The sequence below is a fragment of the Verrucosispora sp. FIM060022 genome (genome assembly GCF_003977705.1).
Classification (GTDB): domain Bacteria; phylum Actinomycetota; class Actinomycetes; order Mycobacteriales; family Micromonosporaceae; genus Micromonospora; species Micromonospora gifhornensis.
In genome coordinates this window covers 287,369-304,274 of sequence record NZ_RQIV01000004.1, presented here as the reverse complement: position 1 = coordinate 304,274, position 16,906 = coordinate 287,369, and the positions used below count along the sequence as shown (strand labels likewise).

General features: G+C 72.5%; 13 protein-coding genes and 3 pseudogenes. 13 read left to right on the top strand and 3 right to left on the bottom strand.

Annotated features, from left to right (window positions below):
• Positions 1 to 69 precede the first annotated feature (69 nt).
• From deoC to EG812_RS14685, 10 genes are all read left to right on the top strand, one after another.
• Positions 70 to 1,089, top strand: a complete 1,020-nt coding sequence (deoC, locus tag EG812_RS14730; RefSeq protein ID WP_013731536.1) for a deoxyribose-phosphate aldolase — start codon at positions 70 to 72, stop codon at positions 1,087 to 1,089.
• Positions 1,090 to 1,094: 5 nt separating this feature from the next.
• Positions 1,095 to 2,525 (top strand): aldehyde dehydrogenase family protein, encoded by a 1,431-nt coding sequence (locus EG812_RS14725; RefSeq protein WP_126711842.1) that lies wholly within the window; start codon positions 1,095 to 1,097, stop codon positions 2,523 to 2,525.
• On the top strand, positions 2,518 to 3,342 hold the full coding sequence (locus EG812_RS14720; protein WP_126711841.1) for an aldehyde dehydrogenase family protein: 825 nt from the start codon (positions 2,518 to 2,520) through the stop codon (positions 3,340 to 3,342). The genes EG812_RS14725 and EG812_RS14720 overlap by 8 nt, the downstream gene beginning before the upstream one ends.
• Before the next feature lie 188 nt (positions 3,343 to 3,530).
• A complete protein-coding gene (locus EG812_RS30070; RefSeq protein ID WP_353505306.1) occupies positions 3,531 to 4,079 on the top strand; it encodes a BlaI/MecI/CopY family transcriptional regulator in 549 nt (182 codons plus the stop codon).
• 10 nt (positions 4,080 to 4,089) lie between these two features.
• The gene (locus EG812_RS14710; protein WP_013731532.1) at positions 4,090 to 4,995 is read left to right on the top strand and encodes a M56 family metallopeptidase; all 906 of its coding nucleotides are present in this window, start codon (positions 4,090 to 4,092) and stop codon (positions 4,993 to 4,995) included.
• A 147-nt stretch (positions 4,996 to 5,142) separates the two neighbouring features.
• The gene (locus EG812_RS14705) at positions 5,143 to 6,399 is read left to right on the top strand and encodes a cytochrome ubiquinol oxidase subunit I (protein WP_126711840.1); all 1,257 of its coding nucleotides are present in this window, start codon (positions 5,143 to 5,145) and stop codon (positions 6,397 to 6,399) included.
• A 10-nt stretch (positions 6,400 to 6,409) separates the two neighbouring features.
• Positions 6,410 to 7,417: a cytochrome d ubiquinol oxidase subunit II gene (locus EG812_RS14700; protein WP_126711839.1), complete on the top strand. Its 1,008-nt coding sequence runs from the start codon at positions 6,410 to 6,412 to the stop codon at positions 7,415 to 7,417.
• Positions 7,414 to 9,084: a thiol reductant ABC exporter subunit CydD gene (gene cydD / locus EG812_RS14695; RefSeq protein ID WP_013731529.1), complete on the top strand. Its 1,671-nt coding sequence runs from the start codon at positions 7,414 to 7,416 to the stop codon at positions 9,082 to 9,084. Before EG812_RS14700 ends, cydD begins: the two co-directional genes overlap by 4 nt.
• Positions 9,085 to 9,182: 98 nt before the next feature.
• Entirely contained in the window at positions 9,183 to 10,952 is a 1,770-nt protein-coding gene (gene cydC / locus EG812_RS14690) for a thiol reductant ABC exporter subunit CydC (RefSeq protein ID WP_502697194.1), read from the top strand.
• Positions 10,953 to 11,008: 56 nt separating this feature from the next.
• Positions 11,009 to 11,695, top strand: a complete 687-nt coding sequence (locus EG812_RS14685) for a permease prefix domain 1-containing protein (RefSeq protein WP_126711837.1) — start codon at positions 11,009 to 11,011, stop codon at positions 11,693 to 11,695.
• A 38-nt stretch (positions 11,696 to 11,733) separates the two neighbouring features.
• Here the strand turns inward: EG812_RS14685 and EG812_RS14680 are convergent, their stop codons facing one another.
• Positions 11,734 to 12,075: a PadR family transcriptional regulator gene (locus EG812_RS14680; RefSeq protein WP_013731526.1), complete on the bottom strand. Its 342-nt coding sequence runs from the start codon at positions 12,073 to 12,075 to the stop codon at positions 11,734 to 11,736.
• A 267-nt stretch (positions 12,076 to 12,342) separates the two neighbouring features.
• On the opposite strand from EG812_RS14680, the pseudogene EG812_RS14675 reads away from it, so the two are divergent.
• From EG812_RS14675 to EG812_RS30260, 3 pseudogenes are all read left to right on the top strand, one after another.
• A pseudogene (locus EG812_RS14675) lies at positions 12,343 to 13,158 on the top strand (SatS C-terminal domain-containing protein); the annotation flags it as partial.
• A 41-nt stretch (positions 13,159 to 13,199) separates the two neighbouring features.
• Positions 13,200 to 14,157: pseudogene (locus EG812_RS30265) on the top strand (transposase); the annotation flags it as partial.
• 77 nt (positions 14,158 to 14,234) lie between these two features.
• Positions 14,235 to 15,551: pseudogene (locus EG812_RS30260) on the top strand (transposase); the annotation flags it as partial.
• Between the two features lie 298 nt (positions 15,552 to 15,849).
• On the opposite strand, the gene EG812_RS14665 reads toward EG812_RS30260, so the two are convergent.
• Complete coding sequence (locus EG812_RS14665) at positions 15,850 to 16,443, bottom strand: GTP-binding protein (protein ID WP_013731523.1); 594 nt, start codon at positions 16,441 to 16,443, stop codon at positions 15,850 to 15,852.
• A 1-nt stretch (position 16,444) separates the two neighbouring features.
• A complete protein-coding gene (locus EG812_RS14660; RefSeq protein ID WP_013731522.1) occupies positions 16,445 to 16,819 on the bottom strand; it encodes a DUF742 domain-containing protein in 375 nt (124 codons plus the stop codon).
• Positions 16,820 to 16,906 lie beyond the last annotated feature (87 nt).

The following is a 16,906-nucleotide window of genomic DNA, read 5'->3' as shown; positions in this document are numbered from 1 at the left end:
GCGACCCTGCTCACGACCGGAGCGCATTGGTCAAGATCACTCGTCGTCGGTCTGCGTAGACTTCGGGACATGACGGCGACAGCGACGTCGGCCCACTCGGAACTCACCGAGCTGGGACGATCCGAGACCGCTCTGCGGACCTTCCTGCACGGCCTACCGGGCGTGGACCAGGTCGGCGCCGAGCAGCGGGCGGCCCAACTCGGCACCCGCTCCATCAAGACCACCGCCAAGGCCCAGGCCATCGACCTCGCAATCCGAATGGTCGACCTGACGACGCTGGAAGGCGCGGACACCCCGGGCAAGGTGCGGGCGCTCGCCGCCAAGGCGCTGCGGCCCGACCCGGCAGACCCGTCCTGCCCGCACGTCGGCGCGGTCTGCGTCTACCCCTCGATGGTCCCGTACGCGGCCGAGGTGCTGCGCGGTTCCGGGCGGCCGTCGGGCGGCGCCGCACCGGCCGGGGTGCACCTGGCCAGCGTGGCGACGGCGTTCCCGTCCGGTCAGGCGCCGCTGGAGGTCAAGCTCGCCGACACCCGCGCCGCCGTCGAGGCCGGTGCCGACGAGATCGACATGGTGATCAACCGGGGGGCCTTCCTGGCCGGCCGCTACCGCGAGGTCTACGACGAGATCGTCGCGATCAAGGAAGCCTGCGGCGGTGATGATGCCGGTCGCCAGGGGCGACCGCGAGCCCACCTCAAGGTGATCCTGGAGACCGGCGAACTGGGCACGTACGACAACGTCCGTCGTGCCTCCTGGCTGGCGATGCTGGCCGGCGGCGACTTCATCAAGACCTCCACCGGCAAGGTTCCGGTCGCCGCCACTCTGCCGGTGACCCTGGTGATGCTGGAGGCGGTCCGGGACTTCCGCGCCGCCACCGGGCGGCAGGTCGGCGTGAAGCCGGCCGGCGGCATCAAGACCACCAAGGACGCCATCAAGTACCTGGTCATGGTCAACGAGACCGTCGGGCCGGACTGGCTGGACCCGGACTGGTTCCGCTTCGGCGCGTCCAGCCTGCTCAACGACCTGCTGATGCAGCGCACCAAGCTGACGACCGGCGTCTACGCCGGCCCCGACTACTTCACCCTGGACTGACCGCGATGTTCGAATACGCTCCCGCCCCCGAGTCCCGCTCGGTGGTGGACATCAAACCGTCCTACGGCCTGTTCATCGACGGCGCGTTCGTCGATCCGGCCGACGGCGGCAGCTTCAAGTCGATCAACCCGGCCTCCGAGGAGGTGCTCAGCGAGGTCGCCGAGGGCGGACCGCAGGACGTGGACCGCGCGGTCCGTGCCGCCCGGAAGGCGTACGAGAAGGTCTGGGGTCCGATGCCGGGCCGGGACCGGGCCAAGTACCTGTACCGGATCGCCCGGATCATCCAGGAACGCTCCCGCGAGCTGGCCGTGCTGGAGTCCCTGGACAACGGCAAGCCGATCAAGGAGTCCCGGGACGTCGACCTGCCGTTGGTCGCCGCACACTTCTTCTACTACGCCGGTTGGGCCGACAAGCTGAACCACGCCGGCTTCGGTGCCAACCCGCAGCCGCTCGGGGTGGCCGCCCAGGTCATCCCGTGGAACTTCCCGCTGCTGATGCTGGCCTGGAAGATCGCCCCGGCGCTGGCCGCCGGTAACACCGTGGTGCTCAAGCCGGCGGAGACCACCCCGCTTACCGCGCTGCTGTTCGCCGAGATCTGCCAGCAGGCCGACCTGCCGCCCGGCGTGGTCAACATCGTCACCGGTGCCGGCGAGACCGGACGCGCGTTGGTCGAGCACGACGGCGTGGACAAGGTCGCCTTCACCGGCTCCACCGACGTCGGTCGGGCCATCGCCCGCGCGGTCGCCGGCAGCCGCAAGAAGCTCACCCTGGAACTCGGCGGCAAGGCGGCCAACATCGTCTTCGACGACGCCCCGGTCGACCAGGCCGTCGAGGGCATCGTCAGCGGCATCTTCTTCAACCAGGGGCACGTCTGCTGCGCCGGTTCCCGGCTGCTGATTCAGGAGTCCGTCGCCGACCAGGTGCTGGAGTCACTCAAGCGTCGGATGGCCCAGCTGCGGGTCGGGGACCCGCTGGACAAGAACACCGACATCGGGGCGATCAACTCGGCCGCCCAGCTGGCCCGGATCCGGGAACTGACCGAGGCCGGGGCCGCCGAGGGCGCGCAGCAGTGGTCGCCGCCGTGCGAGCTGCCCGAACGGGGCTTCTGGTTCGCGCCGACCATTTTCACCGGGGTCACCCAGGCACACCGGATCGCCCGCGAGGAGATCTTCGGCCCGGTGCTGTCCGTACTCACCTTCCGCACCCCGGCCGAGGCCGTGGAAAAGGCAAACAACACGCCGTACGGGCTGTCGGCCGGGATCTGGACCGAGAAGGGTTCCCGGATCCTGTGGACGGCCGACCGGCTGCGCGCCGGAGTGGTCTGGGCCAACACGTTCAACAAGTTCGACCCGACCTCGCCGTTCGGTGGCTACAAGGAGTCGGGCTACGGCCGCGAGGGCGGTCGGCACGGGCTGGAGGCGTACCTCAATGTCTGAGCGGGTCGCGGTACGCAAGACGTACAAGCTCTTCATCGGCGGGAAGTTCCCGCGTAGCGAGTCGGGACGGTCGTATCTCGTGCAATCCGCGAACGTGTCGCTGGCCTCCCGCAAGGACGCGCGGGACGCCGTGGTCGCCGCCCGCTCCGCCGTGAAGGGCTGGGCCGGGGCGACCGCGTACAACCGGGGTCAGATCCTCTACCGCATCGCCGAGATGCTGGAGGGCCGCCGCGACCAGTTCGTGGCCCTGGGCGTACCGGCCGACGAGGTCGACGCCGCGACGGACCGCTGGGTCTGGTACGCGGGCTGGTCCGACAAACTGCCCCAGGTGTACGGCGGCGCGAACCCGGTCGCCGGGCCCTACTTCAACCTCTCCGCCCCCGAGCCCACCGGCGTGGTGGCCGTGGTGGCCCCGGAGACACCCGCCCTGCTGGGCCTGGTCAGCGTGATCGCCCCGGCGATCGTCAGCGGCAACACCGTGGTGGTGGCCGCCTCCCCGGCCGCCCCACTGGCCGCGGTGACCCTGGCCGAGGTACTGGCCACCTCCGACCTGCCGGGCGGCGTGGTCAACATCCTCACCGGCCGGCTGTCGGAGACCGTGCCGACGCTTGCCGCGCACATGGACGTCAACGCGATCGACCTGACCGGGGTCACCGACGCCGAACTGGCCGCTGAGCTGGAGGTGAAGGCGGCGGAGAACCTCAAGCGGGTACTCCGGCCAGTGCCGGTTGATCACGACTGGTCGGCCGACCCTGGGCTGGGGCGGATGACGACGCTGCTGGAGACGAAGACCGTGTGGCACCCGAAGGGCGTCTGAGGTCTTCGGATTTGCTCCAGCTGTCCCTGGGTGGGGTTTCCGGTCTGCGTGGCCGCGCGCAACAACGCCGAAATTGCTGGGTGCGGACCCTGTTGATGCCGCAACATCGCCGTACTTGCTGGGCCTGCTCCGGGGCAGCGCCGCAACGGGGCGGGCGGGAGGTCTACTACGGGGGGTAGGATTGGCGGGTGACTCGGCTGGGTGATCTTGAGCGTGCGGTGATGGACGTGTTGTGGGACACGGTGCCCGCCAGGTCGGACGGGGTCACGGTGCGCGAGGTGGCCGACGCGCTGGCCGGGCGCGAGTTGGCGTACACGACTGTGATGACGGTGCTCGATCGCCTCGCCGGCAAGGGCATGGTGCAGCGCGAACGGGAGGGCCGGGCCTGGCGTTATCGCGCGGCGGCCAGCCGGGAGGCGCACATCGCCCAGCTCATGCTCGACGCACTCGACCTCGGTGGCAGCCGGGATGCGGCGCTGGTCCGGTTCGCCCGATCGGTCACCGGCACCGAGGCGGACGTGCTGCGCGCTGCCCTGGCAGCGGAGGCCACGTTGACGCCGGGCACGAAAGGCGCAGAAGTCACCGGAGTCGCAGAAGGCACGGGAGTCACGAACAGCACCGCAGGCACGGCAGACGCGGGCGCTGAGGGGGTCGGCAGTTTGACCGATCGGATCGAGGTGCCGCCGGCCGACCGGGCAAGCCGCCCGGACCGGGCGGGCGAGACCGCGGAACGGTAGGGGCGACACCGTGGCGTACGCCCTGCATTTCACTGGCGCGATGCTTGCCTGTTGGCTGCTCGCGCAGGTCCTGGCCCGTTCCACCTGGACGTGGCGGAGCCCGGGGGTGGCGATCCTCTGCTGGCAGGCGATCGGTCTGGGGGCCGGCCTGTCCGCGATGGGCATGCCGATCGCGCTCGGGCTGGCACCGTACGAGATGGGTACCGGCAGCGCCCTGCTCGCGCTGGTCAGGGATCTGTGGCACAGCACCTTGCCGGCCGGGCTGGGCGTGGCTCACCTGGGGCTGGTCGGCATCGGCCTGGGCATCGGCGCGGTGCTGCTCACCACGACGGTACGCAGCATCCACGGCACGGTACGCGCCCAGCGTCGGCACCGGGAGTTGCTGACCCTGGTGGCGCGGCGGGATCCCGCGGTGCCCGGGGCACTGGTGCTCGACCATCCGAGCGCGGCCGCGTACTGCCTGCCCGGCGTACGGCCTCGGGTGGTGGTCAGTGCCGGCGCGCTGGATCTGCTCGACCCGGCCGAGTTGGAGGCGGTGCTCGCCCACGAACGGGCACACGCCCAGGAACGGCACGACCTGGTGCTGCTGCCGTTCACCGCGTTGTGCCGGGCGTTGCCCTGGCTGCGCTGGGTGCGTCAGGCGCACGAACGGGTCGGGCTGCTTGTCGAGATGCGTGCCGACGACAAGGCCCGGGAGCTGCACGCGGACGCGCCGCTGGCCGGTGCGTTGCGCCGGTTCGCCGCCGCCGGTGACCGGATCAGCCCGGCCGGCACGCTCGGTCTCGGGCATCGGGACCTGGACGTACGCATGCAGCGGCTGCTGATTGCGGGGCGACCGCCCCGGTTGATCGGCGCTGCCGCGCTCGCGGTGACCAGCACCGCCGCCTACCTGCCGATCGGCCTCTTCCTGAGCTGACCGCCCGCACCGACCGGGCGCGTCGACCACCAGCAGTCGGGCACCCTGAACTGACCCTGATCCTGCCCGCGCAGGCCTCTCGCGATCGAATATGTAGCTTCTCTACCTGTAGGCTCCCTGAGGTGAAGCGTCGACCCCAGGAGAGTCATGGATGCCCTGCTCCTCGCCCGGCTCCAGTTCGCCGCGACCGCCTCGGTCCACTTCCTCTTCGTGGCGGTCACCCTCGGCCTGGTCACCCTGCTGGTGGGGTTGCAGACGGCCTGGTTGATCACCGGCAACCCGCGCTTCGAGCGGCTCACCCGGTTCTGGGGCCAGCTGTACGTGATCAACTACGTGCTCGGCATCGCCACCGGCATCGTGATGGAGTTCCAGTTCGGGCTGAACTGGAGCGGCCTGTCGCGGTACGTCGGCAACGTCTTCGGTGCCCCGCTGGCGATCGAGACCCTTGTCGCCTTCTTCCTGGAGTCGACCTTCCTCGGCATGTGGATCTTCGGTTGGCACCGGCTGCGTCGGGGCGTACACCTGGCGTTGCTGTACGGGGTGGCGCTCACCGCGTACGCCTCGGCTTTCTGGATTCTGGTGGCGAACTCCTGGCTGCAGAACCCGGTCGGTTACGAGGTACGCGACGGGGTCGCCCATCTGACCGACTTCTCCGCGCTGCTGACCAACCCGGCGTTGTGGATGGCGTTCGGGCACGTCGTGTCGGCAGCCCTGCTCACCGGCGGGATGCTGATGGCCGCGGTCAGCGCCTGGCACCTGACCCGCGGCACCGGTGACTTCGACCTGTTCCGTACCTCGCTGCGGATCGGCGTGGTCACCGCCACCCTGGCGATCGGCCTCGTCCAGAGCTTCGGCTTCGCCCAGTTCGGCGCGGTCGGCGCGATCCAGCCGACCAAGTTCAACGGCACCGGCCCGGACGCCGAAGCGCTGGTCGCCGACTGGACCGCCCGGTTCGGCCCCGGCGACTACCTGCCGCCCGTGCTGGCCAACGCCGGACTCGGCTTCATGATCCTCATCGGCTTCGGCCTCGGTCTGCTCTGGCTGATCCTCCCGCTGCTCTGGCGGGACTGGATCATCCGGCTCCGCTTCCCGCTCTGGCTGCTCATGATCGCCCTGCCGCTGCCGTTCGTGGCCGTGATCCTCGGCTGGATCGCCCGCGAGGTAGGCCGCCAGCCCTGGGTGGCGTACGGACTGCTGCGGGTGGACCAGGCGGTCTCCCCGATCGACCCGTGGCTGATGGCCACCTCGTTGATCGGCTTCACCCTGCTGCTCGGCAGCCTCGCCGTGACCAACTGGGTGCTGCTGGCCCGGCACGCGGCCGCCGGCGCGGCGGATCCCGCCCTCGGCCGACCGCCGACGCAACCACCGGCCGACGACAGCCGCACCGAGCCCGCCTTCGTCTGAGGAGAGCCTGATGGAACTCGCCTGGTACGCCCTGCTCGGTCTCTTCTTCGCCGGCTACCTGGTGCTCGGTGGCTACGACTACGGCGTCGGCCTGCTGCTGGCCCGGCGCACCGACCCGGCGCGGCGGCGGGCGACCCTGAACGCCGTCGGACCGTTCTTCCTCGGCAACGAGGTGTGGCTGGTCGCGGCCGTCGGCATCCTGTTCGGCGCCTTCCCCGTCCTGGAGGGGGAACTGCTCGCCGGCAGCTATCCGGCGGTGCTGGGGGCACTGCTCGGGGTGATCCTGGTCACCGTCGGGGTGCAGTTGCGCAGCCGGCCGGCCAGCGGGTGGGCGCGGACCGCGTGGGACCGGGTGATCGTGGTGGGCAGCCTGCTGGCCGCGCTCGGCTGGGGGGTCGTGCTGGCCGGGCTGCTCCAAGGCGTACCGCGGCATCTCGACGGTCATGTCGTCGGCGTGACGCACCTGTTCACCCCGTTCGCCGCCGCTGCCGCGCTGGCGCTGGTCGCGCTTGTCGCGGCGCACGGGGCAGCCTTCCTCACGCTGCGGCTGCCGGCCGCCGAGGCCGACCGGCTCCGGCCGCTGGCCCGCCGGCTGGTCCTCACCGCGGCCGGCGCGGTCGGCACGGCCACCGTCGTGGGCCTGTTCTCCGACCGGGTACGCGTCGCCGCGCAGCGCCCGGCGGTCGGCGTACTGCTGGCGGTGGGGCTGGTCGCGGCGCTGCTGGTGGCGCGGACGGCGCTGGGCCGGCGACGGGAGGGTGTCGCCTTCGCCGCCACCGCCACCGCGCTGGCCCTTCCGGTGCTGCTGGTCGGGGCGACCCTCTGGCCGTACGCGCTGGTCTCGACCGTCGACCCCGCAGCGTCACTGGCCGTGACGGAGGCCGCAGCCAGCGCCCCGACCCTGCGCCTGTTGGGCTGGCTCGCAGTACCGTTGCTGCCGGCACTACTAGGCTTTCAGGCGATGTGCTTGTGGATTTTCCGAGGACGAACCGAGGGTAGGGCGCTGGTGTACTGGTGAACCGCCGGCCCTTCGACCCGCGTCTGCTGCGCCGGGTTCCCGCCGCCCGGGGTGACCTCGCCCTGCTGGGCTTGCTCGGGGTACTCGCCGCCGGGCTGGTCGTGGCGCAGGCCACCGCCCTGGCCACCCTGCTGGCCTCCGCGTTCACCGGTGAACTGAACCGCCCCGCCCTGGCCGGCTTCGTCGCCGCAGTGGCGGCCCGCTCGGTGCTGGTCTGGGCGCAGGGCACGGTGTCGGCCCGACTGGCCGCCACGGTCAAGGCGGCGCTGCGGGCCGACCTGCTCGGCGCGGTCGCCCGGCACGGGCCCGGCTGGGTCGCCGGCCAGCGGGCCGGTCAACTGGCCACTCTCGCCGGTCGCGGGCTGGACGCCCTGGATGCCTACTTCACCGGTTATCTCCCCCAGCTGGTGCTCAGCGTCACCGTGCCGGTCGCCGTGCTCGGCCGGATCGTCTTCGCCGACTGGAGTTCGGCGCTGATCATCGCGTTGACCCTGCCGCTCATTCCGATCTTCGGGGCCCTGCTCGGCTGGCAGGCCCAGGCCGCCACCGAACGCCAGTGGCGTCGGCTGTCCCGGCTCGGCGGGCACTTCCTGGACATGGTGGCCGGGCTGCCGACATTGCGCGCGTTCGGTCGGGCAAAGGCCCAGACCGACGCGGTACGCCGGATGGCCGACAGCCACCGGGTCGCCACCATGAAGACCCTGCGGATCGCCTTCCTCTCCGCCCTGGTGCTCGAACTGGTCGCCACCCTGTCCGTGGCGCTTGTCGCGGTGCCGGTGGGCATCCGACTGCTCGGCGGCGGGCTGACCCTCCAGGTCGCGCTGCTGGTGCTGCTGCTCACCCCGGAGGCGTACCTGCCGCTGCGCGCGGCCGGCAGCCGGTTCCACGCGAGCATGGAGGGGCTCACCGCGCTGGACGAGGCCTTCACCCTGACCGGTGCCGCGCCGGCACCGCAGACCCGCGCCGGCGCGCTGCCGGACGGGCGCGGTGAGATCAGGTTCGAGTCGGTCACCGTCGCCTACCAGCGCACCGTGGCGTTGCGGGACGTCTCGCTGACCATCCGGCCGGGCGAGCGGATCGCGATCATCGGGCCCAGCGGTGCCGGCAAGAGCACCCTGCTCGGCCTGCTGCTCGGCTTCGTCACGCCGACCCGTGGCCGGGTCACCGTGGGTGGGGTCGACCTCGCCGAGGCCGACCTCGACGGCTGGCGTCGGCAGGTGGCCTGGGTGCCGCAGCGCGCCCACCTGTTCGCCGCCTCGCTTGCCGACAACATCCGCCTCGGCGTCCCCGAGGCCGCCCCGACCGCTGTCGAGAAGGCGGTTCAGGACGCCGCCCTCGACGACGTGATCGCCGCCCTGCCCGACGGCCTGGACACCATGCTCGGTGAGCGCGGGCACGGCCTGTCCAGCGGGCAGCGACAGCGGGTCGCGCTGGCCCGGGCGTTCCTGCGGGACGCCCCCGTGGTCCTGCTCGACGAGCCCACCGCCCGCCTCGACACCGCCGCCGAGGCCGCGGTGCTGACGGCCACCCACCGCCTGGTGGCGGGCCGTACCGCCCTGCTGGTCGCCCACCGGCCCGCCCTGCTCGCCGACGCCGACCGCATCCTGCGGGTCGACGACGGCCGGGTGACCGAGCTGACCCCGCAGCCGACCGGGGAGGGCCGATGAGCGAAGAACAATCCGCCCAGGCCGGCTCCAGCCAGGCCGGCCCGGAGAGCGGCTCGGCCCGGGCTGGTCTCCGACCGGCCGGCGGGGCGCCGGAGCTGGTGGTGCTGCGGCTGGCCCGGCCGTACCTGAATCGGCTGATCGGTGCCGGCCTGCTCGCGGCGGTCACCGAGTTCGCGGCGCTTGCCCTGATGGCCACGGCGACCTGGCTGTTGATGGCGGCTGCCGGCCAGCCTCCGCTGGACCGGCTCACCGTGGCGATCGTCGCGGTACGGGCCCTGGCCGTCAGCCGGGGCGTGTTGCGCTACACCGAGCGGCTCGCCGGCCACGACGCGGTGCTGCGTCTGGTCACCGATGTCCGGACCCGGGTCTTCGCCACCCTGGCCGCCCGACGCGGCGCGCCACCGCGCACCGGCGACGCGCTGAGCCGGCTGGTCTCCGACGTGGAGGCGGTGCAGGACCTGCTGTTGCGGGTCGTCGTACCGGGCGCGGCGGCCGGTCTGGTGAGCGTGCTGGCGGTCGGGCTGACCGCGCTGGTCTCGCCGTCGGCCGCGCTGGTGCTCGCCGCCGGGCTGCTGATGGCCGGGGTGGCGCTGCCGGCGCTGGCCACCGCGTTGACCCGGCGGGCCGCTGCCGAGGTGGCACCGCTGCGGGGTGCGCTCGCCGCCGACGCGGTCGACCTGACCCACGGCGCAGCCGACCTCGCCGCCTTCGGTGCGACAGGCGTCGCCCTCGACGCGGCGCAGCGCCGCGCCCGCCGGCTGGCCCGGTTGGAACGTCGGCTCGCCGTACGCGGTTTCGCCGTGGACGCCACCGGGGTGCTGGTGGCCGGGCTGACCGCCGGTGCCGTGGTCTTCGTCGCGCTCCGTGCCGGGGTGGGTGGGGTCCTCGTCGGTGTGCTGGCGGTCGGCACCCTGTCCGCCGTGGAGATCGCCCTGGCCCTGGTCGGTGCCGCCCGGCAGTGGACAGCGCTCCGCGCCGGTCTGGCCCGGGTCGCCCCGCTCATCACCGACAGTGCCACGACCGGGGCGGGCCCGACGGGAGTCGAGCGCACATCGCCCGAACCAGCTCCGGCAGCCCTCAAAGCCCTGTCCGGCAACCGGGGAAGTGCTCCTGACCTGCGCTTCGACCAGGTGACGGTGCGGTACCGCAGCGGCGCGCCCGCCGCCCTGGACACCTTCGATCTCGACCTGCCGGCGGGGCGACGGGTGGCGGTGGTCGGTCCGAGTGGCGCGGGCAAGAGCACTCTCGCCGCGGTGCTGACCGGTGCGGTACGCCCGGACGGCGGTCGGGTCACCCTCGACGGGCGTGACCTCGGCACGTACTCGCCCGAGGAGTTGCCGACGGTGGTCGGCGGGCTGCTCGCCGAGGCGTACGTCTTCCACGCCACGGTCCGGGAGAACCTGCTGCTGGGCCGACCCGGCGCCGACGAGCTGGCGCTCTTCGCCACGGCCGAGGCGGCCGGTCTGGCCGACTGGGTACGGGACCAGCCGGACGGTTGGGACACCGTCGTCGGTGAGGAGGGTGCGCAGCTCTCCGGCGGTCAGCGGCAGCGTCTCGCACTGGCCCGGGCGCTGCTCGCCGCCCCCGCCGTGCTGGTGCTCGACGAGCCGACCGAAGGCCTCGACCCGGTCGCCGCGGACGAGGTGCTCGCCGGTGCCCTGGCCGCCGTTCCCGCCGGACGCTCGGTGTTGCTGATCTCCCATCGGCTCAGCGGTCTCGCCGGGCTGGACGAGATCGTGGTGCTGGACGCGGGACGGATCATCCAGCGCGGTCGGCACGCGGACCTGATCGCGACCCCGGGCTGGTACCGGGACCAGTGGACGTTGCAACAGGCCGCCGAGCACGGCTACCTGGCGGTTTCCGGCTGACCCCTCAGGGATCTCCCGGACGGCGGGACGGCCGTCCGGCTGGCAGCATGGGGGACATGCCGGTCGGTGATGACGTGTTGGTCGAGGAGCACCTGCGGCAGTTGGCCGCCCGGCTGCACGGGCCACGCCGGCTACGCGCGGATCTGCTGACCGAGGCCCGGCACGGCCTGCTGGACACTGTCGAGGCGTACCGGGACGGTGGTCTGACGGGCGACGAGGCGGCCCGACGGGCGGTGGCCGAGTTCGGTACGCCCGAGCAGCTTGCGCCGGCCTACCAGGCCGAACTGGCGGTGGCCGCGCTGCGCCGGCTGGCGCTGTGGATCGTCGCCTTCGCCGGGGTCGCCGCGATCGCCGGTGATCTGACCTGGCACGGGTCGAGTTGGAGCGCGCGTCCGCCGCCGCCGACCGGCTACCTGCTGCTGTCCCGGTCGGTCGACGTGATCTGGACTGCGGCGTTCCTGTTCGGGGCGGCCGGTCTGGTGCTGGTGGCGATGACCGCGCGGTCGTCCCGGCCCGGGTTCACCGTCGCGGCGCACACCACGGGCATCCTGCTGACCGGCACCACCCTGCTGGGCGCGATGGCCGGGGTGGCACTCTTCGGCTGGTCGATCGCACTGTGGGACGCGGCGCTCAGCTGGCCACCGATGATCGTCGGGATGCTGGTCGCGGGTGCGGCGCATCTCTGGCTGGGCCGGACCGCGCACACCTGGCTGCTCGCCGCCCGGCCGTTGGTCACCCGGTAGCGTGCCTCACCCTCGCGCCACGAGGTCACCCGCAGTGATCAGCCCGATGTCGCCGAGGGTGGGTCGGCGTCCAGGACACGCCCGACGGTCGCGGTGAACTCGCGCCACCCCGCCCGCTGCTCGGCCAGCGTGCGTCGGCCGGCGTCGGTCAGCTCGTACGTCCGCCGCTCTCGACCGTTGACGGTGCTCCAGACGCTGGCCACGTGCCCGGCCCGCTCCAGCCGACGCAACGCCGGGTAGACGGTGCCGGTGGGCAGATCGAGCCGCCCGTCGCTGCGGGCGCGCAGTGCCTCGATGATGGCGTAGCCGTGCAGGGCGCCCCGCTCCAGCACGGCGAGCAGCAGGGAGTCGAGGTGGCCGTGCAGCGCCTGGGCGTTCATGCGTAGAAACGCTACTTGTCGAACCACGGCCCCGCCACCGGGGCGGGCACCGGTCACCCAGCGCAGCCAACTAGGGTATGTGCCCAGAGTCACTCGTCGGCACCACGCCGGCGGGTGGGCAGCCCGACGCACACGGAGGTCACCGTGGCCCGCCAGTCGCCTCAACGGCCGGACGCCGACGAGCCCGAGCTCGATGACACGACCGGCCCCACCGAGCCGGACGCCACCGACGAGTCGGAGGCCGTCGCCGACGCGGATCCCGGCGCGTCCCGCGCGCTCTGGGAAGAGTTGCGGATCGACCCGGTGGAGATCGCCCTGCCCGCCGGCACCGGCTACACGCTGCGGGCGTACCGCCCGGCCAGCGAGCTGACCCCGACCGACGTGGCCGAGCGCGACGCCGACGATCCGTTCCTGGCCCGTCGCCAGGTCGTCGAGGCCGAGGACGACGAGGACGGAGACGTCGTCATCCTGGACGAGGAGATCGCCCGGGAGTTCGCCGAGAGCGACGACGAGGAGAAGCGGTCCAAGGACGGCGACACCGACGCCAAGGGCGACAAGGACGACACCGACGAGAAGGCGGCCGAGGAGGCCGGCGACGAGGAGGTGCCGATCTTCCTGAGCCACCGGGGGCGGCTGCTGCTGTTCAAGACCCCCGAGGCGCTTGTGAGTTTCGTCCGCTCCGGCGCACCGAACGATCTGTCTCAGCTGGACAGTTGGAATGAATTGTCCGAACGGGTGGAGCCGGCCGACATCGCGCCCCTCGACGAGGACATCTACGAGCTCGACCTGGTCGTGGAGAACCTGCGCGGCGGGCACGACACCTGGGACCCGACGCTGCTCATCGAGGCCGGTGAGGTCGCCCGGGACCTGTCGTACGCGCTGCGTCTGCCGGCCGTGCTCGACATGCTCTCCGCCGGCTCCAGCCTCGACGACCTGGACGAGGCGCTACGGGCCTCGGTCAACGGCGGCATCGGTGGTTTCCTGGGTCGTCGGCGGTTGAAGAAAATCGGGGCACAAACCGCAAGTCTCGGTTGGCGGACCATTGTCGGAAAGATCTCTGCGGTCGTGGACTGGCGCGACTGACCCACAACAGGGAGCATCAGTCTCTGGCAGAGCTAAGCCCTGTGTCCCGGGAGGAGGACGACGCCGTGGCGCTCGTGCGCGTGTACTGCGGTCTGGCCTCGGCGGATCCGGCCGACCGACCGGCCTCGGCCGGATCGACGCTGACGTCCGCTGTGGTCGACGACGCAGGCCGGCTGCTGCATGTCTGCGAGGTCGACGACGACCCGGCGGGCTACGCCCGGCTGGTCACGTTGCTCGTGGACCGCTCGGGCGGGCCGAGCGGAGCGGCGATCGCCGCCGACACCGACGACCACACCGTCACCTCACTGCTCAGCGCTGCCGGCCGCCCCTTGGCGATCGCGGACGACGACTCGGTCGACGACTTCGCCGAACGGTTCGCCGATGACGACTCGGTCGAGGAGATGCAGTCCCCGCCGGCCGTCCGGCGGGCCGTCGGCCTGGCTCGCGCCCTGCAGGCCGGCGCCCTGTCGGCCGTGACCCTGCCGGCGCCCCGGGATCTCGCCGGTTACAAGCAGATCCTCGCCGCGCACGCGGCGCTGACCAGCGGGCGGCACTCCGCCGCGGTGGCGCTGCGTGAGGTGCTGCGCGAGCTGTACCCGGCCGCCCTGCGCGCCTTCCCCGACCCGGCGGAGTCGATCCCGCTGGCGGTGCTGGATGCGCTGCCCGAGCCGAGCATGCTCACCGACGCCGGCCGTGGCCGGGACGCCGCGGTCACCGCCGACGCCGTCGCCGCGCAACTCACGGCCGACGGGTTGGGCGACCCGGACGCGATCGACGAGGCGGTCACCGCGCTGCGGGTGGCCATCTCCGAGACGCCTCGACGGTCCACGGTCAACCGCGCCCTGACCTCGGCCGCCGCCGAGACCATCCGGCAGACCGTCGCCTCGGTACGCGCCTGCGACGCCGGCTGCGAGGCACTCGTCGGCGCGCTGCAGGCGCGTACGCCCGGCCCGGCCCAGGCCACCGGCCGTCGAGCCGCCGCCCGACGGGGCGAGCCGGTCGGCGAACTGCCCACCGTCAACAGCGCCGCCGGCCTGCGAGCCGTACGCCCGACCGGCCCGGAACCAGCCGCCGGACGCCGTTCCCGTCCCGAGCCGGTGTCGGGCACCACCGCACCGCCGGCACCCCGCCCGACGAATCCGCCGCCGGTGGCACCGGCCCCGGTCGCCCCGCCGCCGGTCGCACCGGCCCCGATCGCACCGGCTGCGGTCGCCGGCCCGCCCGTGTCGGCGCCGCCGTCACGTCCCGACTCCGCCGGATCGCGGATCGACGGGCCGACGAACCGGCCGATCTCCACGCCACCGCCTCCGCCCGGGATCACCCCGATCGCACCGGCACCGCGTGGCTCGATCCCACCGGCCGAGGCCGGCGAGCCGTTCCGGCCGACGCTGACCACCGCAGCGATCAACAGTGCTCGCGCCGAACGGCAGCGCACCATCATCCCGCCCCGGCCGAAGACCAACGGTGCGCCGCCGACGCCGACGGGTGGCTTCAGCGCCACCGACCTCAGCGTTCCGGTGCCGACGCCCCGCCCCGGGCAGGAACCGGCCGCACCGGGCTCGCGTGCCAACTGGCCGCTGGTGAACAACCCGGAGAATCCCGCCGACAGTTCGGCGCGCAACCCGGTCGCCGGCGCGTACGACGACCACAACCGGGGCGTAGGCCCCGCCACCGGTCCCGAGGTGCCCGCCGAGCTGACCACCGAGCGTCGGGTGACCCCGCCGTGGCTCGCCGACGACCTGCCGCCGGAGCCTCCGGTGCTGCGGCTCGTCGAGCCGCCGCCGCTGGCCGACCGGGCGCTGCGCAACGGGCCGGAGTCGCACCTGGAGAACCCTCCACTGCGTCTGGTGGACCGGGCTCACGACGAGCAGCGTGGGCATGCCGCCGAGCGGCTGGATCCCCCACTGCTGCCGCGTCGACCGGCGCCGCCCGTCGAGCACCGGCCGTCGCCGATCTCCGACGAGGGCGACGGCGACCTGCTGATCTTCGCGCAGGCCAAGTCGGCCTGGTTCGTCGGGCACGGCGAGGACGCCGCCCTGGACTGGTCGAGCACGGCCGACACCGGATGGCAGGCCGCCGAGCAGGCCGCCCGCCCCGCGGTGGGTGCCGAGACGAACGCCGGCCTGCCCAAGCGCGTACCGCAGGCCAATCTCGTGCCCGGTTCGCCGCTGCGCGAGGAGCGTCCACTGCGGATCGTGCGCGACGCGGCCAGCCTGGCCGAGAACACCACCGGTTACTTCCGCGGCTGGCGTCGCGGCCAGGAGATCGGCGGGTTCGCCGTCGGTGGCCGCCCGGGCCGGGAGGCGGCCGGCGGCTGGGACTTCAGCCGGGACACCGGCGACCGTGACGACGACCGGGAGTACGAGTACCGCTCCGCCGGCTACCGTTCCTGAAACCGGCCTGGTCGGCCTGTCGCTTCCGGTGCACCACCCGACGAGGTGACACCGTGTGGACGCCTTGCGGCGTCCACACGGTACGTCCTGACCGGACTCACCGAAGGCGTCAGGCACGCCGCCAGACGGCTGTAGCCGCTCCATCCGGTGTTAATGCCGACTCGGGGTCGCATAGAGACTCCACGAGCCGCCACACACGCACTCGGCGACCGGGCGCGGACGCCCGCGCGATCCGCACGCGGACAGCAACCAGCGCCCGGTGTCGACGTCAGATCGTCACCGGGCGCTGCGGCGGCGCTCAGGCCGGGGCGACAGCCCGCGAGCGACGCATGGTGAGCACATACTCGACAAGCGAGATCAGCACGTGCTTCGTCGACTCCCGGTTCCGGGCGTCGCAGGCCACCACCGGCACGTCGTTGGAGATCGCGAGGGCCTCCCGGACGTCCTGCGGGTCGTGGTACTGCATGCCGTCGAAGCAGTTGATGGCCACCAGGTACGGCAGCCGCCGGTGCTCGAAGAAGTCGATCGCCGCGAAGCAGTCGGCCAGCCGGCGGGTGTCCACCAGCACGACCGCGCCGATCGCACCCCGGACCAGTTCATCCCACATGAACCAGAAGCGGGTCTGACCCGGCGTACCGAACAGGTACAGGATCAGGTCGCGGTCGATCGAGATGCGGCCGAAGTCCATGGCGACCGTGGTGGTCGTCTTTCCCGGCACCTGCCGGGTGTCGTCGACGCCCACCCCGGCGGAAGTCATGATGGCCTCGGTGGTCAGCGGCGTGATCTCCGAGACCGAGCCGACGAGCGTCGTCTTGCCGACGCCGAATCCGCCGGCGATCACGATCTTCGCCGACGTCACGCGCCCGCTCGGGGCCGGCGGCCGGTGCGACATGTCAGAGCCTGCGAAGTCCACTCAGCACCCTCTCCAGCAGTTCAGTGCCCACCGCGTCGTCCGAGTCGTCCAGGATGGTCGGCTCGTGGACCGCGACCAGGCCGTCCGTCGCCATGTCGGCGATGAGCACCCGGGCCACGCCGAGCGGAAGCTGCATCCGCGCCGCGATCTCGGCGAGCGACTGCACGCGTCCGTCACACAGCGCGGCGATGTACTGGTGTTCACGGCCTTGACCGCCGTTGCCAGTGGCAACGGCACGACCGCGCACCGTCGTCTCGACCAACGCCTCCAAGGCGATGTCGAGGCGGGGTCGGGTACGACCGCGGGTAACGGCGTATGGACGGACCAACGCACCGGTCGGCTCGTCACGATCCATGTCGCCGCTCACCTCCTTCGTACCCGGCACCGGAACCCACCGGTGCTACCCGTCGTATGCAGTGTTGTCGCCCCGCCCGCCCCACCG

Coding starts and splice junctions, on each gene's coding strand:
- EG812_RS14660 (WP_013731522.1), bottom strand. CDS start 16,819: ATGGATCGTGACGAGCCGACCGGTGCGTTGGTCCGTCCATACGCCGTT.
- EG812_RS14685 (WP_126711837.1), top strand. CDS start 11,009: ATGCCGGTCGGTGATGACGTGTTGGTCGAGGAGCACCTGCGGCAGTTG.
- EG812_RS14665 (WP_013731523.1), bottom strand. CDS start 16,443: ATGTCGCACCGGCCGCCGGCCCCGAGCGGGCGCGTGACGTCGGCGAAG.
- EG812_RS14680 (WP_013731526.1), bottom strand. CDS start 12,075: ATGAACGCCCAGGCGCTGCACGGCCACCTCGACTCCCTGCTGCTCGCC.
- EG812_RS14725 (WP_126711842.1), top strand. CDS start 1,095: ATGTTCGAATACGCTCCCGCCCCCGAGTCCCGCTCGGTGGTGGACATC.
- deoC (WP_013731536.1), top strand. CDS start 70: ATGACGGCGACAGCGACGTCGGCCCACTCGGAACTCACCGAGCTGGGA.
- EG812_RS14700 (WP_126711839.1), top strand. CDS start 6,410: ATGGAACTCGCCTGGTACGCCCTGCTCGGTCTCTTCTTCGCCGGCTAC.
- EG812_RS14705 (WP_126711840.1), top strand. CDS start 5,143: ATGGATGCCCTGCTCCTCGCCCGGCTCCAGTTCGCCGCGACCGCCTCG.
- EG812_RS14720 (WP_126711841.1), top strand. CDS start 2,518: ATGTCTGAGCGGGTCGCGGTACGCAAGACGTACAAGCTCTTCATCGGC.